The following is a 15,795-nucleotide window of genomic DNA, read 5'->3' as shown; positions in this document are numbered from 1 at the left end:
CGGGCAGAGTGTCAGCATCATGAAGACAGTGCTCGCAACGCTCCTCGCGCTGATCATCGCCATTGGCGGTGGTGCTGCCAGTGTCTGGTTCCTGCTGGAGGAAGCGCCGGCCGCCGATGGTCTCAATATCGGTCCGTGGATTGCCTATCCCTCGCTCGGTACGCGTGATGCCGATCCCTATTCGCGTGCCCGTTTCGTGCGCCGCGGCGGTGTACCGATGGGACAGGCCGAAGGTATTGTCTTTACCGCCCGCACGGATTCCAACCAGCAAACCCTCGTCTCCGGCTGCACCTACCGGCTTGACGGCCCCATGCCCGTCGCGCGCTTCTGGACGCTCCATGCGGTTGACAATTCAGGCCGGCCTCTGCCCGAATTCGAGGGGCGACCTGCCGCCCTGCAGGCAATGCAGGTTCAACGTGAGGCAGACAACAGCTTCACGATCACGGCCTCAAGCCAGGCGCACCCCGGCAACTGGCTGGCGATAACGCGTCCAGGCCCCTACCAACTCCTGCTTACCCTGCTCGACACCCCCATCTCCACCGGTGCTGCGGTGGAAGAAATCCGCCTGCCAACGATCACGCGGGTGTCTTGCGATGTTTAGGCTGCTTTATGCATTTCTGGTGGGTATCATCGGCGCGGGCATCGTCCACATTGCCATCATCTTTCTGCTGCCCGCCAATGCCAGCAATGATGCCTGGTCACGTATCGCGGCCATTGCGGAGCCCTATCAACCGGTATTGCTGGAAAATGTGGAGCCATCTGTCCTGCCGGCCAGTCAACGCAATCCGTTTCTGCGGGCGGTTGCCTGCCGCTTTGATCTGGAGGATGGTCCACTGCGCGTGAGTGCGAGGGAAGCGGTGCCCTTCTGGTCCATGTCGCTCTATGATCGCAGCGGGCTCAACGTCTTCAGCATCAGCGATCGGGCCGCGCCTGGCAATGTGCCCGACCTTCTTGTCCTGACCTCAAAGCAGCTGTCGGAACTGCGCACCGAGATGCCGGAAACCTTCGACCAATCTCTCTTTGTCGAAACCGATGTCACGCAAGGCATGATCGTGCTGCGTGTTCTGGTGCCTGATGAGAGCTATGTGCGCCAGGTCGGTCGCGCCCTTGGCGCCATCTCGTGCAAACCGATCTGACGCCGAGCCTTGGCAGTACATTCCAATCCCTGCGGGCAATAGGCGTTCTGCGATGCCTGTTGCCTCAGGAAACCCGTGAGCAAAAGCATCAAGGCTTCAGCAGGTTCTAGACCTGTTGGCCGGACTGCTTGCCCAGACTGGTTCTGGTCGCATTGCCTGCCGGGCGCTCATAACGCACGCCAGGGAATATGATGATCGATGCCGGCTTATCCGGCATTTCGTTCACACGCGCCGTCTTGCGGCGCTTCTCGTCTAGCTTCAGGACAGTTGCCATGTCTCGCGGTCCCTTCTTGGGTCGGAGTGGATACGCAACGCCTCCACCCACAATACTGCACAGGCTATGGTTAACAGTCCGTTAGCGGTTGCGGAGCGCTCACCATAGCGCCCCCGCTGGTTGAAGATGCTGAAGAAGGAATGAGGCGGCTTTCGGACGGCGCGCCCTGCGATCCGGCCAAAGGTGAACGCAATGCTTAATTTCGCAGTTAATCGAACGCTAATGGATTGCGTCTAATTTTGCCTATCAACGGCTGATGCCGTTCGCTTAGTCAGGTATTTTGTAAAAGGCGTTGTACCGCGTGTCCTCCTTGGATTTCAGGCAGATCAGCTATGGCTCGGGTCGGCAGAATGCCGAGCGGATCTTCCGCGCGGCGATCTCTGCCTTCTGCAGCCTGCCGCGTCCTTCCCGCAAGGAAGTGCAGCAGCTCGACGATCTGACACTGGGGCTCTACGACGCCGTCTCGGTATCGGGCCTGCGCTTTGCCTCGGGCGCACTGTGCGAATGCAGCCCCGCCCCTTCCGGGCTCATTCACCGCCTTTGCAATGAAAGCGTCGACATTGCCGCGCCACTTCTTTTGCGCTCACCCGTTTTGGGCGACGCAGACCTGATCGCCCTGATCGGTCGCCACGGTGCGGGACATGCACGCGCGATTTCCCGCAGGGATGGCCTCAATCCCGTCATTGCGCAGCTTGTCGGAAAGATTGTCGAGAAGGCAGAAGCGACCGAAAAGCGCAATGCGCCACCTTCAGCACCCCGTCCGACCCCGATCGAAGAAATGCGCCAACGCCTGCGCCGCCTGATGCAGGAAGAAGAAGCTAAACGCGCAGCCAACGATCACTCGACCAGCCCCCACCCGGAAATCGCTCATACGCTCTAGCTGTCAGCGAAGGATTTCCGTTCAGTGCTCTTGCACTGCAACGGCTATGTAATCCTCATCAGAACTGCCATGCTCGATTTCGACCACCCAGATGTCGGGGTCGAAGCGCAGTTCGCGTTCCAGCTTTTTCTCGATCGCTTCTTCATCGCCTTCAAGCATCAACGAGAACTGTCGCTCCTGCGGTTTCGCCTCGTCATAGCTTGTCTGTGCGGCCGGCTGGTAGAGCTTGATCTCGCCGAAACGGTTGCGGCTCAGGATGAATATGGCACCGGCCTCGCGCGCGCCGCGGCGGCGCACGGCAGCAAAGCCGCCGTCATTGAAGATGCGGCGCGTGAGGGCGGAAACCCAGAGATCGGCTGTTACACGCATCAGGTCTGCGGGCTCATCAGTTGATCAGCCCGACCTCTTTCATCTTCGCGATGAATTCGGCATCCGGCTCGCCCGTTTCCGTCAGGCCGAAGAGTGACTGGAATTCGCGGATGGCGGAGCGAGTGCGCTCGCCCATGACACCGTCGATTTCCATACCGTCATTGCCGAAGGAGCGAAGCCCCGCCTGCACCTTGCGAATGATCTCTTCATTGGCTGGCACCGATGCGGTGTGCAGATGGGCGGTGTCATCACTGTCTGCAATCTGTGCGCTGGCCACCAGCACGTCTTCGCGCGGGGCCGGGCGGGGGCGCGGCTTGGGCGCCGGGGCTGGAGAAGTAACGGGGGCTGCTGCAACCTGCCGCGGCTGCTCGGCTATGCCCAGCTGGCGCAGAAGTGCCGCATCGATATTGCCGTCGGCGGAGAGCCCCACCACGCGCTTGTATTTCTCCACGGCCGCACGCGTTTGCGGACCGTTCATGCCATCCACGGGCCCCTGATAGACGCCCAGAGCTGCAAGCACCTTCTGCACGGCAAAGACATTCTGATCCCCCATGCCGACAGACGCAGGCTGCGGTGCGGATTGCGGGGTACTTGCTTCAGGACGCGCAGGTTCCGGCGGCAATGGTGCCTGGCGCGGCAGCACGGCAGGTACCTGGCGCGTCGAGATCATCGGACGAGGATGGGATTGCGGCTGGTACCAGATGGCATTTGCCGACACGAATGCGAGAGAGACGATAAAAGCCGTCGTCCCGCCCGCTATGCCTGGATTGCGCGCGATCATTGCGCCCAGTCCCGAGATCGCGTCGGCCAGCCAGTGCCCGCCATCATCTGTCAGTTCAGGCTGTCTTGCGTAACGGCTCATAGGTCCACTCGTTCTTGTCTCCATTCTGCGCCGTGGCGCGTTCCCTATCCATGTCGCCGACGCTTTCGGGCAGGCTGACATGGACGCTTGTGCCCTCACCTTCCGCGCTTTCGATACGCATGGAACCACCTTGCAGCGCGACCAGTCCCTTTACCAGCGCCAGGCCAAGGCCTGTTCCCTCAAACTGCCGCGTATAGGCATTGTCCACCTGCATGAATGGTGTTCCCAGACGTTCCAGGTCGTCTGCACCAATGCCAATGCCGGTGTCATGCACGCTAAGCTCAAGCTTGCCGTCCTGACGCTCGGCGATGACACGGATCTCACCCTCGGGCGTGAATTTCACCGCATTTGAGATCAGATTGATCAGGATCTGCTGCACCGCACGGCGGTCGCAGGTTACTTCCGCCACGTCCTCGGCGATTTCCGTGCGCACGGAAAGCCCCTTGCCCGCAGCCGATTGTGCGCCAAGCGAGACGCTCAGGCGAACCGCATCGGCAATTGAGAAGGGCTCGGGCTTCAGAACATAGCTGCCTGCCTGCACCTTGGACACGTCGAGAATCGTGTTCACGACCGAAAGCAGATGATCGCCCGCCTCGCGGATCAGGCCCACATATTCGCGCTGCTTGTCATTGGCAAAGGCGCCGAACATCTCGTTGGTCAGCACATCGGAGAAGCCGACAATGGCGTTGAGCGGCGTGCGCAATTCGTGACTGACGGACGCCAGGAAGCGTGTCTTTGCCGTTGCGGCCGATTCGGCTTCCAGACGCGCCTCGGAAAGTTCGTTTTCCAGCGCTTCGACATGCTCATCCTGACGGAGCAGCGCGCTCACGCCTGCTTCACCGCTTGCGAAGAGCTCCACGCGGAAACTGCTATACTGTGCGTCACCCTCGCGGCCCGGCACCCGCAGGCGCAGGGTCAGATGTTCAACGCGCTCCTTTTCTCCACGCACATTGGAGAAAGCCGTCATGAAAGCAACGCGGTCGGACACGTGCAGACGGTCGAAGAAGCCTGACCCCAGCAGCATCTCCGGTGCCAGTCCGAACAGTGACGCGCTGTCACCGGCAAGTTCGCGCAGCTCCGACTGACCGCCGAAACGAAGCAGGCTTGCGCCGATGCGCCCTGCCAACATCTCGGCCGTCTCCACCGTATTCTGCTCTTCAACATCGTCACCCGCGAAACCCACGCGCGGCAGCCATGTCAGGCCGTAGATGCAAGGCAGTATCCAGGCGCTTGCACCTGCTGCATTCGTGGCGGCATCAAGCCCCGCCAGCCTGGCTGCGATCATCGAAGTGGCAAGTGCTGCCACAGTGGCGCATGCACCAACCAGCCGCCCCCGCTTCGTGCGGCTGATCCAGGCGGCTTCGACAGCCAGGGCGATGGCCATTGCGGCAATGGGTGAAGCCGGGCCGCCGGCCACGGCAATGATACCGGCTACCGCCACCACGCCAGCGATGAGCGCCATGATCTCAACAGCGGCTCTGCGCGTGGTGGCGATCAGAAGGAACGGACCTGTCAGAGCCAGCGCACCAAGACCCAGGCTCCCCGCAACAGCCAGATCGAGGCCAATGACGCTTGGCAGATATTGGGCAAAACCGGCAGCCAGCATGAAGGGCGCCGCAAACAGCACACCCATGAGGCGCATCTGGCGATCGCGCTCCTCACCTTCACCCACACTGGGGTGCACGAGGCCACTGCAGGCCTTTGCGAGGCTCTGCTTCAGGTTCGTGATCTTGGCTCTCAGGATGCTCAAACTCGACGCTCTGTACTACTGGATACTGGAATATTCCCGTTCTTGGCTGGAGCCTCGCACCCACCATTTAAGGAAAGGAAAACAGGTCTGTCGGGCAGCGCCTGCAAGGCTCGAAAAGTAACCGATGGGGCGACTTGCCTTCCGGCATGGTTAACAAAGGGTGGGTGTTTACCACTCTCTTCCGCTACGGCATCGCGCGTTGCGGATATGGGAAAATCCCCGCCTCACACGCACTTGAATGGTAAGGTTTAGCCTGAGCATCTTGGCTGTATTTCAATCAAACTGAATGAAAAAGCGCGGAAAATCCGGCTTTTTCCCATTTACCTACAATTTTACTCAATCCGGAAACGAGGTCTTTTCGTCTTCATGTCATGGTGCCCACACATCGCAACGAGACCAACTGCGATCAATTGGGGTGACGGTTATGGGTTTTCTGATTCGTTCGGCCTTCTGGCTTTCTCTGGTACTTCTGTTTCTGCCGCTTGGCGGCGGCTCGGACGAGACGGGCGAATTCCAGACCGTTGGCGCCCTCGACACTCTTCTGGCCGCACGTGATGCGGCGGCGGACATGGCCGGCATCTGTGAGCGCAATCCACATGTCTGCGAGACCGCCAAGGCGGCCGCTTCGACTGTCATCATCCGTGCCCGCGCCGGTCTCCACATGGCATCCGAGATGATGACCGATGACGAGCAGGCTGAGGAAGCCGCGCCCGTCATTGCCAAGGATGAAGTCAAGCGCCCGCAAGTCACCGTCACGGGCAGCATTGCCGCGCCGGTGGATGGCGAGAGCGCGATAGTTCGCCCCTACACTCCGCCTGTGCCCGATGCGCCGGTAGCGCCATCCAGCTGAACCGGAAGCCGAGCCCAGATTTTTTAGTGACGAATGGTCCGTCACTGCCTATATCCGGGCCATGATTGCAAGCTTTGACACCATCCGCGACGATTTCGCCTTCCTGGAAGACTGGGAGGAGCGCTACCGCTACATCATCGAACTGGGCAACGACCTGCCGCCCTATCCCGATGAGGCGCGTGACGAGCAGCACAAGGTCAAGGGCTGCGTCAGTCAGGTCTGGCTCAACAGCCGCATCGAGAACGGTGCCGATCCCGTAATCCGGTTCGAGGGCGATTCCGACGCCCATATCGTGCGCGGGCTCGTTGCCATCATGCTGGCGCTCTATTCAGGGCGCCCTGCCAGCGAGATTGTCTCCACCGATGCGGAAGCGGCCATGGCCGAGCTCGGGCTGGACGAGCACCTCACCCCTCAGCGCTCCAACGGCCTGCGTGCCATGATCAAGCGCATGAAAGATGAGGCGCAGGGCGCGCTCGAGCGCGCCTGAGCTTTTTCACACGTCTATGCGCGGGCGGTATCCTGCCGCACCCCAATGCACCAGACGTCCTTTCCGGCGATGCCGCTCCGGCTCATAGTGGCGTGTCAGCGCCTGAAGCCCGGTCTTGAGGATCAGCTTGGCCGAGCGCGCAGGCCAGCCACGCTCACGCTCCACCTCTTCAAGGCCCTTCAGGAAGCAACAGATATCCACCAGCACGCCGGAGAGCTCGGGACCTACGGCAGCAAGTGCATTCTCCACGCGCCTGCGCGCCCCCAGCGCGGTGTCCGACAATTCGGCGATGGCATTGTCACCCGTCCGTCGGCTTGCGCCGTCGCGAATTCGTGACAGGTCCACCCCCATGCGCGGCTGAAGGGAACCGCGCTCAAAGTCCCTGCGCAATCTTTCACCGGCGCGAAATTCAGCTTCATCCAGCCAGGTCTTCCCGTTGCGTCCGCGGATGCGCGCAAGGCTTGCCAGCGGCGATTCCTTGAGATTGATCGCGACCGTGCGCCATTCCCCCTCATGCTCGATGCGCATTGTGTCCAGCACACGGTGCTGGTCCGCCGCACCACCCGCATCCGCCTTGAGGCTGGAGAGAAATGTCAGCCCCTGCGGTGTGATGTGAAGCTGTTCACGCTCACGGGCAACAAGACCGTCGCCAAGCAGCTCCTCAAGCAGAGCTTCCTCAACGCCTATTGGGCCGCGGTCCTCACCCTCGAGCAGCGTGCTACGCCCATCCGCCGCGCGGTGGCAGTCGCAGGGTCCCGCCTGGAGAAAGCGCAATATCCTGCGCATTTTCGTTCTGGTTCTCGCAGTTCTCGCCTGATCGCGTTTCATCGCACCATCTCCGTCTGTCGGAACGCGGCTGCGGTGACGCGCTCGGTCATGGCAACGATGCGGTCGAAATCCTCGTCGTCGCGCAAATCCTCGATCATGTGGCAGGCATGTTGAACCGTGGTGCGGTCCCGCCCGAATCCGCGGCCGATCTCGGTCATGTTCAACTGCAGCACGACATGGGCGACATACATCCCGATTTGGCGAACCCGCACGACTGATGTCGGTGCGCGTCCGCCTGCCCGCAATTCCTTGCCGCTGACATTGAAAAGGGCGGCGACGATGTCGAGAACGCAGTCGCAGACATCGCTTACCCGTTCTTCCTTGACCGGGCTCATCCGGCGCCCGGCTTCAGCGGGAAAAGGCGAGCTTGCCTCCTCCTCCCCTGGGTGCGGGGTCAGCTTCTCTTTCAAGTTCGATGACACTGCTTGGCCTCCTGCCCGACAAAGGAATAAATTCCTTATAGCGAGACGGGAGGCCAGCGTGAACAAATATGGAACATAAATTTGGGCAGAAATCACTCATCCCTTTGATTCACAAGCAGACTTTGTTTCGCAGAAAGTTTTTCCACCCCCTGTTTATCCCCACCCTCCTCCAGCCCCTCATGGTTGCAGGAAAGTCAGGGAGATACATATGTGCAATTTACGAACCGAAAGCCGCGCCTTCGTACAGGGAAAGAGTGAAGAGGCCGCCGAGGCAAGGCAGCGCGCCGCATTGCTGCTTCTGGCCGGCTTCGACCTGGACAAGACCCGCAAGCTTGATGGTGCGGAGCGAGAGGTGGCTTTACGGAAACTCGCCCGGCTCATCGAACGTGAGCGTCTCAAGGGTGCGAGGCGGCACTGGAGTTATGATCTCAATCGGCACATTGCGCTGAAGCAGGCTTTCGAAGCGCTGGGCGGCACTCGCCCTGCGGCCTCCGTCCCACGCGATGACAAGCGCCCGCATCCCTGCCGCCTCGCGCGCAGGCGCCGTAAAGCTTTCCCCACTGCCCCTGCCGCTTCCGCGTGACCCGTCTGTAGAAGCCACGAATGCAAAAGGGCGACCAATCGGCCGCCCTTTGGAAGAAACATGCGATCTAACGCAGAAGCTCAGCCGCCCTTGCGCTTGCGGCCCAGGCCCATTTTCTTGGCCAGTTCGGACCGTGCGATGGCGTAGTTGGGAGCGACCATCGGATAGTTGGGATCCAAACCCCACTTCTCACGATATTCTTCCGGCGTCAGATTGTAGTGGGTCATCAGGTGACGCTTGAGCGACTTGAACTTCTTTCCGTCCTCGAGACAGATGATGTAGTCATCATGGACAGAACGCTTGGGATTTACAGCAGGCTTCTGCTTTTCGGCTGGTGCGGGTTCTTCGGCAGCGCGGTTGACACGACCAAGAGCTGCATGAACATCAGCAATAAGATTGCCGAGTTCTGATGCCGGCACCGGATTGTTGCTGACATATGCTGCCACAACATCTGCGGTAAGCTCGATCAGTACGTCGTCTTTGCCCGCTTGCTGTTCATTTGCGTCCATTGGCCTGGCCCCAACCTCTCTTGTTGAAAATATTTAAACTTGAAACCGCACGAAGTGCAGTAATCGGCATGACTTGTTCTTGGATTCTTTTTGCAAGCCGCAAAGGAAATGCCCAAGAAGTCTCCTAAAGTCAACTCAAGATATCTTGCACAGGCAGCCGCTCGCTGCCTGCAATACATGCGAGGGAACGCGAAATAAAACCGCGGGTAGAGACGTTTTCAGCGTCTGATACTTAAAGCATCAGCCGTCGCTTTTCTCCTGACCGGCCATGTCGTCATGAACGGAATTGCCCCAGAGCCGGTATCCGGCCGCGTAGGATGCCTTGGCGAGAAGATGGGCCGACAGGGGTGCGGTTAGAAGAAAGAACACGATTGCCGCAATGGCACGCGTGGCAATTGCCGTGTCATCAGCGAAGATCGCAAGCGCGATCAGCACCAGACCCGAACCCAAGGTGCCCGCCTTCGAGGCCGCATGCATGCGCGTGTAGAGGTCCGGCAGGCGCAACAGGCCGATGGCTGCCACCAGCGCGAAGGCCGAGCCTATCAGGAGCAGGCTTCCAACGAGCAGATTGATGATCAGATCAGTCATCTGAGCGCTCCATGGTGTAAGTCGCGTTGTCTTCCTGGACGAACTCTTCCTCGTAGCGGCGGCTCATCACGAAACGTGCAAATGCGACAGTTGCCAGAAAGCCGACTAGCCCCAGCGCAATGGCGATGTCGAGATAGAGTGTGTAACCGGTGCGAATGCCGATCACAGCGATGAAGCCAATGCCGATGGTCACCAGCATGTCCAGCCCCAGCACGCGGTCGGGCAGGCTTGGCCCGATGACCACGCGCACGACGGTGAGAAGAAACGAGATGCTCAGGATCGCGATGGATACGAGTTCGGCGATCTCGAGGAAAGTCGTGCCATCACTCATCGGAAGGCCTCCAGAATACGGCGCTCGAAGCCCTGCGCGATATCGGCACGCAGTGCGTCGGGATCGGAACAGTCGAGCGCGTGGACATAGAGGAATTTGCGGTCCTCCGACACGTCAACCGACAGCGTACCCGGCGTCAGCGTGATCAGATTGGCCAGAAGCGTGATCTCGAAGTCCCGGTCCGCCTTCAGCGGATAGGCAAAGATCCCCGGCTTGATATCCATGCGTGGTGTGACCACCAGCACCGCCACACGCCATGCCGAAAGTGCCAGTTCGTAGAGGAACAGCCACAACAGCGCCAGGAGCTTGCCTGCTCTGGCGAAGTAGCCAAGCGAGCCGACCTGTTCGCGGATCAGGTAAAGTGCACCGGCACCAAGGATGAAGCCGAAGATGATATTGCCGAGCGTGAAGGAGCCCGAGACGGCTGCCCAGGTCAGCGCCAGAAGGATATTGATCAGATAGAGCGTCATTCGCCACCCCCTTGCGGGAAGACCGACTGGATATAGCCGCTGGCATCCAGAATACCCGCTGTTGCCTCACCCGCCACCTTGATGAAGGGATCGGGATAAAGGCCCATCACCAGTATCGGCAGGATGAGAACGCCGAGCGCCAGATAGGCCTTGCCCGTCGGATAGGGTTCGACCTCGGGCATGTCACCTGCCGGAGACGGCCGCCAGATCGTCAGGATGAAGACGCGGCCGAGCGCCAGCGTCGTCAGGAAACCCGTTGCCAGGATTGCAAATGCCAGCCACGGCGCTCCCGCATCAAGCGAGGCACGCACCAGCATCACCTTCGGCCACAGACCCGATGCGGGCGGCAGTCCGGCAGCAGCCAGAATGAGGATCAGAGCCATGGCTGCCAGAAGCGGATAGCCGACATAAAGCCCACCCAGCTTCGCCAGCGAATAGCTGCCGCCAAGCCCCTTCATCATGCCCGCCAGCAGATAAAGCGCCGTCATGGCGATCATGGAGTGGAAGGCATAGAAGATGGTGCCGGAAAGTCCTTCAGCAGACCCCAGGGCAAGACCTGCCAGCATCACACCGACGCCTGAAATCACGATGAAGCCAAGCAGGCGGCGCAGATCCGTCTGTGCCAGCGCGCCGATCGTACCCAGGATCATGGTTGCACCGGCCACCCAGGCAACCAGCACCGAAAGCCGTTCCAGTTCCGGCGGGAAGAGCATCACCATCACGCGCAGCAGCGCATAAATGCCGACCTTGGTCAGAACACCGCCAAAGAGTGCGGCGGTGACGAGACGCGGCGTATGATAGGAGGCTGGCAGCCAGAAGTTCACCGGAAACGCCGCCGCCTTCATGCCAAAGGCCAGGAGGTAAAGCACGCTCAGCGTCATCAGCGGAGCGGTATCACGCGCCCCGTCCACGCTGCGCGCAATATCGGCCATGTTGAGCGTGCCGAAAATGCCATAGACGAAGGCGGTGGCTGTCAGGAACAGCATGGTGCCGACGAGGTTCAGGATCGCATATTTGGTCGCGCCATCAAGCTGGCGATGTTCGGAACCCAGTACCAGCAGGCCGAAGGATGAGATCAGGAAGACCTCGAACCAGACATAGAGGTTGAAAATGTCACCGGTCAGGAAAGCACCGTTCACGCCCGCCATCATCATGAGCATGAAGGCGTAGAAGCCGTAGCGCCGGCCAACGGATCCGATATCGATGATCGAATAGATGCCACAGGCCGCGGCGACCAAGGTCGCCACAAGCGACATGGAAGCGCCAAGCGTGTCGGCGGTGAAGGAAATGCCGAACGGCGGCAACCAGCGGCCCATGGTCATCACCACAGGACCGTTTTCCAATATGCGCGCAAGCAGCCCGATATTGGCGGCAAGCGTCGCGGTCAGCGCTATCAGTGCCAGCCAGCCGTGAAGCTTCGTCTCGTGACGCAGCATCAGGAAAACAGCACCTGCCACGATGGGAATGGCCACCGGTGCCACCACCAGCCAGTCGGCCAGCGGCACAGGGTCCAGCACCATCTTGCCAGTAAGATCTACAACCTTTGACGTTTCACCTGCCATCGCGTTCAGTACCCCAGCGGCGGAAGTTCTTCGCGCTCCGGCTCGGCGACCCGCATACCGTCGGTATCGTCCGTGCCAAGCTCCTGATAGGCGCGGAAAGCCAGCACCAGGAGGAAAGCGAAGAAGGAGAAGGAAATCACGATCGCCGTCAGGATAAGCGCCTGCGGCAGCGGATTGGCGGTGATGGAGGCTGGCACGTCAAGCTCCACCGGAATGATCGGCGGCACTTCGCGCACCACCCGTCCTGCCGTGAAGATGGTGAGGTTCACCGCGTTGCCGAAAATCGTCACGCCAAGCAGGATGCGGATGATGTGCTTGGACAGGATCAGGTAGATGCCCACGGCAAAGAAGATGCCGACGGTAATCGCAAGAACGGCTTCCATCAGGCATGCTCCCTTTCTTCGAGTGCAAGCGCAATGGACGTGATCGAGCCGACCACCACCAGATAGACGCCGATATCGAAGAACAGCACGGTCGAGAGATCGAGCGCGAGCCCGCCAAATTCCAGCTTCGCCCAGAGACCGGTGAGGAAGGGTACGCCGAACATCATCGAGAACAGACCGGACAGCGCTGAGATCAGCAGCCCCGCCCCCGAGATCGCCATCGGGTGGAAATAAAGCGAGCGTCGCACCGGTGCGACACCGCAGGCGATGCCGTAGATCGCAAAGGCTGAGGCCGCGATCAGCCCGCCGATGAAACCGCCGCCCGGCTCATTGTGCCCGCGCAGAAGCACGAAGATGGAGAAAAGCACCATCAGGCTTGTCAGATAGGGTGCAACGGTGCGGAAAATCAGTGTGCGCATGTCACTTCTCCCCCTGTGCAGGTGCTGGAATGCGTTTGCCCGAGCGGATGCGCACCAGCGCCAGGATCGCAAGACCCGCCACCATCACCACGCCGATCTCGCCCAGCGTATCCACACCGCGGAAGTCGACGATGATGACATTCACGATATTGCGGCCATGGGCGATGACGCGCGCATTCTCGGCGAAGAACTCGCTCAGATATGGATTGAAAGGCAGCTGGGTGATTTTCAGCAGAAGCAGTGCAAGCGCGCCGCCGCACAGTGCTGCAACGGAAATGTCTATCGCCTTCTCGCGCCCCGGCCTGTGATCGGCGGGCGAAAGCCGCAGCCGCGTCATGACAAGGGCAAGTATGACGACCGACAGGGTCTCCACCATGAACTGCGTGAAGGAGAGATCGGGCGCGCCCAGCAGCATGAAGAGCACGGCGACGGCAAAGCCCTGGATGCCAAGCGAGACGATGGCCGTCAGCCGGTCGCGTGCATGAAGGATCGCACCAAGGCCTATAAATGCGATTGCCAGTATGGCCCATTCGTAGAAGGGCAGATCTGGCCATTTCGGCATGGCGGGAAGTTCACCGAACATCACCATCGGCACGATCAGCGCCAGTGCGAGCGCGATGAAGGTGGCAGTGGTGTAATAGTCCAGACGGCCATTCTGGATCACGCGGGTGATCGCGCCTGAAGCCTTCACCGAGCCGGAAACAAACTGGTCGAAGCCCTTGTCTGGTCCCCAGCCAATGGCATTCAGAAGAGATACCATGCCTCCACGCAGGCGATCGATCAGCATATAGGCGCCGATGCCGAAGGCCACCGTCAGCAGCGACAGGAAAAGCGCCAGGCCGATATGCGGCACCACGGAAATCGTCGCCTCGACCGGCACACCTGCGACCGCGCTTGCCATGGGGCTCGTCAGGAAGAAATGGCTCGTTGCGGAGAAGATAGCCGTCAGCAGGCCAAGGCTCGCCAGAACGAGAGGCCCAAGCCACAGCAGCACCGGTCCTTCATGGGCGTGTTTGGGCGTTTCCACCTTCTCGCCCAGGAACGGCTTCAGCGCCACCGCGAAACCGATGGCAAACATCAGTCCGTTGCCGACGAGGGCGACCAGCGTCAGCAGAAGCCCCCATCCGTCACCGGTCCAAAGGCCGTAATAGATCTCTTCCTTGGCAAGAAAGCCGAAGAAGGGCGGCAGGCCACCCATCGAGAAAGCGGCCAGCACGGCTGCCGCAAAGGTGATCGGCATCGCCGAGCGCAGCCCGCCAAGCTTGGTGACATCACGCGTTCCGGCTTCATGATCGATAAGGCCTGCCACCATGAAAAGCGCGCCCTTGAACATGGAATGCGCGATCAGATAGAGCACCGCGGCTTCCACGGCCTTTTCCGAGCCGAAACCCGTCAGCATGACGAGCAGACCAAGCGAGGCTACCGTCGTATAGGCCAGCATCAGCTTGAGATCCGTCTGGCGCACGGCCAGAAGCGTGCCGACGATCAGCGTCGTGCCGCCGAAAACGGGCAGGATCGTCTCCCACGCGAGCGTCTCACCCAGCACGGGATTGAGGCGCATCAGCAGATAGACGCCAGCCTTCACCATGGTTGCCGAATGCAGATAGGCGGAAACGGGCGTGGGTGCTTCCATGGCATTGGGAAGCCAGAAATGGAACGGAAACTGCGCAGATTTCGTAAAGGCACCGCCCAGGATCAAGAGGAGAGCAGCCATGTAGAGCGGCGCATCGCGCAGCGCGCTGCCGCTCGCCAGAAGGCCCGAGAGCGAATTCTCGCCGGTTGCGCCCCAGATCACCAGAAGTCCTGCCAGCAGCGAAAGGCCACCAAGGCCCGTAACCACCAGCGCCTGCAGGGCCGCGCGGCGCGAGGCCTCGCGCACATGGTCGAAGCCGATCAGCAGGAAGGAGGTGATCGAGGTCAACTCCCAGAAGACAAAGAGCGCGAAGAAGCTGTCGGCGATCACCAGCCCCTGCATCGCGCCCATGAACATCAGGATGAAGGAGAAGAAGCGGCCCTGCATCGGGTGCCCCTTCAGATAGCCGCCCGCGTAGAGCACGATCAGCGTACCAATGCCGGTAATCAGCAGAGCGAAGGTCAGCGACAGGCCGTCAATGAACCAGGAGAAGGAAATGTCGAGGCTTTCGATCCAGGCATAACCGCCCGAAACCGTGCCGCCATCAGCAACCGCACCCAGAAAGCCGAGGAAGTGTATGAACAGGTAGAGCGGAAGAAGAGCCAGGATCCAGGCTGCATTCGCGCCCATCATCCGTGTCAGCAAAGGAGCCACAGCCGCGCCCAAAAAGGGCAGGATGAGAGCCAAGAATGTCAGCCACTGACCGTCCGCCGCCATTTACATCCCCACTGCTTGTTGTTGCACGCGCCCGGATCGTTCAGTCCGGTCGCTGTGCCAATTGGGTGTCGTGCATAACCGTTGAAGCTATTGCGGGCAAGCAATGCTGCTGCAGCACAAGCAATGCTCACAGAAACCGAACAGCGTTTTCGGGCGGTTTCCACCTTCAACGCCTGACATTTCGATCCGCAGAACCTAAATATGCACAAGAGACATTTGGGAACATGAAGATGCAGGACGACACAAGGTTGAAGATCATCAAAACCGATGAGGAATGGCGCGGCCAATTGACGCCGGAACAATATCGCGTCACCCGCAAGCACGGAACCGAACGCGCATTCACCGGTCCCTACTGGGACAGCAAGGAAGATGGTGTCTATCACTGCGTGTGCTGTGATAATCCGCTATTCGACTCTGAAACCAAATACGACTCCGGCACGGGCTGGCCAAGCTTTTATGCTCCCGTCAGCAACCAGGCGGTCAGCGAACACTCCGATCGCTCCTGGTTCATGACACGCACCGAGATACGCTGCGCGGATTGCGATGCCCATCTTGGACATTTGTTCAATGACGGGCCGGAGCCGACCGGTCTGCGCTACTGCATGAACGGGCATGCCCTCAAATTCGAGAAGCGTGAAGACTGACTTGACGTGCGCCCGCGCAGGCGGGCGCAGGTCATAAATGTTCCACCTTTTCATGCAGGATCAGCGGCATTGCAAAGCCGCTCGTTCGCTCCTGCGAA

Annotated in this window: 20 protein-coding genes and 1 pseudogene; 7 read left to right on the top strand and 14 right to left on the bottom strand. The window is 60.2% G+C overall.

Going from position 1 to position 15,795, the window contains the following annotated elements:
* Positions 1–19 precede the first annotated feature (19 nt).
* Both WA367_RS16315 and WA367_RS16310 read left to right on the top strand, forming a co-directional pair.
* The gene (locus WA367_RS16315) at positions 20–601 is read left to right on the top strand and encodes a DUF1214 domain-containing protein (RefSeq protein ID WP_336057830.1); all 582 of its coding nucleotides are present in this window, start codon (positions 20–22) and stop codon (positions 599–601) included.
* On the top strand, positions 594–1,136 hold the full coding sequence (locus WA367_RS16310) for a DUF1254 domain-containing protein (protein ID WP_336057829.1): 543 nt from the start codon (positions 594–596) through the stop codon (positions 1,134–1,136). Before WA367_RS16315 ends, WA367_RS16310 begins: the two co-directional genes overlap by 8 nt.
* A 106-nt stretch (positions 1,137–1,242) precedes the next feature.
* On the opposite strand, the gene WA367_RS16305 is transcribed toward WA367_RS16310, so the two are convergent.
* Positions 1,243–1,410 carry a hypothetical protein gene (locus WA367_RS16305; RefSeq protein ID WP_336057828.1) on the bottom strand — a complete coding sequence of 56 codons (168 nt, stop codon included), beginning with the start codon at positions 1,408–1,410 and terminating at the stop codon, positions 1,243–1,245.
* A 301-nt stretch (positions 1,411–1,711) separates the two neighbouring features.
* Between WA367_RS16305 and WA367_RS16300 the strand changes: the two genes are divergently transcribed.
* Positions 1,712–2,290, top strand: a complete 579-nt coding sequence (locus WA367_RS16300; RefSeq protein WP_336057827.1) for a DUF2336 domain-containing protein — start codon at positions 1,712–1,714, stop codon at positions 2,288–2,290.
* Positions 2,291–2,311: 21 nt separating this feature from the next.
* On the opposite strand, the gene WA367_RS16295 is transcribed toward WA367_RS16300, so the two are convergent.
* From WA367_RS16295 to WA367_RS16285, 3 genes are read right to left on the bottom strand one after another with little or no spacing between them, the layout of a single operon-like run.
* A complete protein-coding gene (locus WA367_RS16295) occupies positions 2,312–2,659 on the bottom strand; it encodes a DUF1491 family protein (protein ID WP_336057826.1) in 348 nt (115 codons plus the stop codon).
* A 16-nt stretch (positions 2,660–2,675) separates the two neighbouring features.
* Positions 2,676–3,521: a peptidoglycan-binding domain-containing protein gene (locus WA367_RS16290; protein ID WP_336057825.1), complete on the bottom strand. Its 846-nt coding sequence runs from the start codon at positions 3,519–3,521 to the stop codon at positions 2,676–2,678.
* On the bottom strand, positions 3,496–5,271 hold the full coding sequence (locus WA367_RS16285; RefSeq protein WP_336057824.1) for a sensor histidine kinase: 1,776 nt from the start codon (positions 5,269–5,271) through the stop codon (positions 3,496–3,498). Before WA367_RS16285 ends, WA367_RS16290 begins: the two co-directional genes overlap by 26 nt.
* A gap of 424 nt (positions 5,272–5,695) precedes the next feature.
* On the opposite strand from WA367_RS16285, the gene WA367_RS16280 reads away from it, so the two are divergent.
* Positions 5,696–6,121, top strand: a complete 426-nt coding sequence (locus WA367_RS16280; protein WP_336057823.1) for a DUF5330 domain-containing protein — start codon at positions 5,696–5,698, stop codon at positions 6,119–6,121.
* Between the two features lie 61 nt (positions 6,122–6,182).
* On the top strand, positions 6,183–6,608 hold the full coding sequence (locus WA367_RS16275) for a SufE family protein (RefSeq protein WP_336057822.1): 426 nt from the start codon (positions 6,183–6,185) through the stop codon (positions 6,606–6,608).
* Positions 6,609–6,614: 6 nt separating this feature from the next.
* Here the strand turns inward: WA367_RS16275 and WA367_RS16270 are convergent, their stop codons facing one another.
* On the bottom strand, positions 6,615–7,436 hold the full coding sequence (locus tag WA367_RS16270; RefSeq protein WP_336057821.1) for a DUF6456 domain-containing protein: 822 nt from the start codon (positions 7,434–7,436) through the stop codon (positions 6,615–6,617).
* On the bottom strand, positions 7,433–7,858 hold the full coding sequence (locus WA367_RS16265) for a helix-turn-helix domain-containing protein (RefSeq protein ID WP_336057820.1): 426 nt from the start codon (positions 7,856–7,858) through the stop codon (positions 7,433–7,435). Before WA367_RS16265 ends, WA367_RS16270 begins: the two co-directional genes overlap by 4 nt.
* Before the next feature lie 202 nt (positions 7,859–8,060).
* On the opposite strand from WA367_RS16265, the pseudogene WA367_RS16260 reads away from it, so the two are divergent.
* Positions 8,061–8,333, top strand: a pseudogene (locus tag WA367_RS16260) (cytoplasmic protein); the annotation flags it as partial.
* A gap of 188 nt (positions 8,334–8,521) precedes the next feature.
* Here WA367_RS16260 and WA367_RS16255 read toward each other — a convergent pair.
* From WA367_RS16255 to WA367_RS16220, 8 genes are all read right to left on the bottom strand, one after another.
* Positions 8,522–8,950, bottom strand: coding sequence for a MucR family transcriptional regulator (locus WA367_RS16255; protein WP_336057819.1), 429 nt, complete (start codon positions 8,948–8,950; stop codon positions 8,522–8,524).
* A gap of 240 nt (positions 8,951–9,190) precedes the next feature.
* Positions 9,191–9,538, bottom strand: coding sequence for a monovalent cation/H(+) antiporter subunit G (mnhG, locus tag WA367_RS16250; RefSeq protein WP_336057818.1), 348 nt, complete (start codon positions 9,536–9,538; stop codon positions 9,191–9,193).
* Positions 9,531–9,869 carry a cation:proton antiporter gene (locus WA367_RS16245; RefSeq protein WP_336057817.1) on the bottom strand — a complete coding sequence of 113 codons (339 nt, stop codon included), beginning with the start codon at positions 9,867–9,869 and terminating at the stop codon, positions 9,531–9,533. The genes mnhG and WA367_RS16245 overlap by 8 nt, the downstream gene beginning before the upstream one ends.
* On the bottom strand, positions 9,866–10,339 hold the full coding sequence (locus WA367_RS16240; protein WP_336057816.1) for a Na+/H+ antiporter subunit E: 474 nt from the start codon (positions 10,337–10,339) through the stop codon (positions 9,866–9,868). The genes WA367_RS16245 and WA367_RS16240 overlap by 4 nt, the downstream gene beginning before the upstream one ends.
* A complete protein-coding gene (locus WA367_RS16235; protein WP_336057815.1) occupies positions 10,336–11,901 on the bottom strand; it encodes a Na+/H+ antiporter subunit D in 1,566 nt (521 codons plus the stop codon). The genes WA367_RS16240 and WA367_RS16235 overlap by 4 nt, the downstream gene beginning before the upstream one ends.
* A gap of 5 nt (positions 11,902–11,906) precedes the next feature.
* Positions 11,907–12,284, bottom strand: coding sequence for a Na+/H+ antiporter subunit C (locus WA367_RS16230; protein WP_336057814.1), 378 nt, complete (start codon positions 12,282–12,284; stop codon positions 11,907–11,909).
* Positions 12,284–12,703 (bottom strand): Na+/H+ antiporter subunit B, encoded by a 420-nt coding sequence (locus WA367_RS16225; RefSeq protein WP_336057813.1) that lies wholly within the window; start codon positions 12,701–12,703, stop codon positions 12,284–12,286. The genes WA367_RS16230 and WA367_RS16225 overlap by 1 nt, the downstream gene beginning before the upstream one ends.
* Position 12,704: 1 nt before the next feature.
* On the bottom strand, positions 12,705–15,053 hold the full coding sequence (locus WA367_RS16220; protein ID WP_336057812.1) for a putative monovalent cation/H+ antiporter subunit A: 2,349 nt from the start codon (positions 15,051–15,053) through the stop codon (positions 12,705–12,707).
* Between the two features lie 230 nt (positions 15,054–15,283).
* Between WA367_RS16220 and msrB the strand changes: the two genes are divergently transcribed.
* Positions 15,284–15,697: a peptide-methionine (R)-S-oxide reductase MsrB gene (msrB, locus tag WA367_RS16215; protein WP_336057901.1), complete on the top strand. Its 414-nt coding sequence runs from the start codon at positions 15,284–15,286 to the stop codon at positions 15,695–15,697.
* Positions 15,698–15,795: the final 98 nt, after the last annotated feature.

This window comes from Nitratireductor sp. CH_MIT9313-5 (genome assembly GCF_037029545.1).
GTDB lineage: Bacteria > Pseudomonadota > Alphaproteobacteria > Rhizobiales > Rhizobiaceae > Chelativorans.
The sequence above is the reverse complement of the archived record's forward strand: the minus strand, read 5'-3'. Positions and strand labels throughout refer to the sequence as shown.

Coding starts and splice junctions, on each gene's coding strand:
- WA367_RS16255 (WP_336057819.1), bottom strand. CDS start 8,950: ATGGACGCAAATGAACAGCAAGCGGGCAAAGACGACGTACTGATCGAG.
- WA367_RS16270 (WP_336057821.1), bottom strand. CDS start 7,436: ATGAAACGCGATCAGGCGAGAACTGCGAGAACCAGAACGAAAATGCGC.
- WA367_RS16225 (WP_336057813.1), bottom strand. CDS start 12,703: ATGCGCACACTGATTTTCCGCACCGTTGCACCCTATCTGACAAGCCTG.
- WA367_RS16305 (WP_336057828.1), bottom strand. CDS start 1,410: ATGGCAACTGTCCTGAAGCTAGACGAGAAGCGCCGCAAGACGGCGCGT.
- WA367_RS16290 (WP_336057825.1), bottom strand. CDS start 3,521: ATGAGCCGTTACGCAAGACAGCCTGAACTGACAGATGATGGCGGGCAC.
- WA367_RS16240 (WP_336057816.1), bottom strand. CDS start 10,339: ATGACGCTCTATCTGATCAATATCCTTCTGGCGCTGACCTGGGCAGCC.
- WA367_RS16315 (WP_336057830.1), top strand. CDS start 20: ATGAAGACAGTGCTCGCAACGCTCCTCGCGCTGATCATCGCCATTGGC.
- WA367_RS16295 (WP_336057826.1), bottom strand. CDS start 2,659: ATGCGTGTAACAGCCGATCTCTGGGTTTCCGCCCTCACGCGCCGCATC.
- WA367_RS16220 (WP_336057812.1), bottom strand. CDS start 15,053: ATGGCGGCGGACGGTCAGTGGCTGACATTCTTGGCTCTCATCCTGCCC.
- msrB (WP_336057901.1), top strand. CDS start 15,284: ATGCAGGACGACACAAGGTTGAAGATCATCAAAACCGATGAGGAATGG.
- mnhG (WP_336057818.1), bottom strand. CDS start 9,538: ATGACTGATCTGATCATCAATCTGCTCGTTGGAAGCCTGCTCCTGATA.
- WA367_RS16230 (WP_336057814.1), bottom strand. CDS start 12,284: ATGGAAGCCGTTCTTGCGATTACCGTCGGCATCTTCTTTGCCGTGGGC.
- WA367_RS16280 (WP_336057823.1), top strand. CDS start 5,696: ATGGGTTTTCTGATTCGTTCGGCCTTCTGGCTTTCTCTGGTACTTCTG.
- WA367_RS16275 (WP_336057822.1), top strand. CDS start 6,183: ATGATTGCAAGCTTTGACACCATCCGCGACGATTTCGCCTTCCTGGAA.
- WA367_RS16310 (WP_336057829.1), top strand. CDS start 594: ATGTTTAGGCTGCTTTATGCATTTCTGGTGGGTATCATCGGCGCGGGC.
- WA367_RS16245 (WP_336057817.1), bottom strand. CDS start 9,869: ATGAGTGATGGCACGACTTTCCTCGAGATCGCCGAACTCGTATCCATC.
- WA367_RS16235 (WP_336057815.1), bottom strand. CDS start 11,901: ATGGCAGGTGAAACGTCAAAGGTTGTAGATCTTACTGGCAAGATGGTG.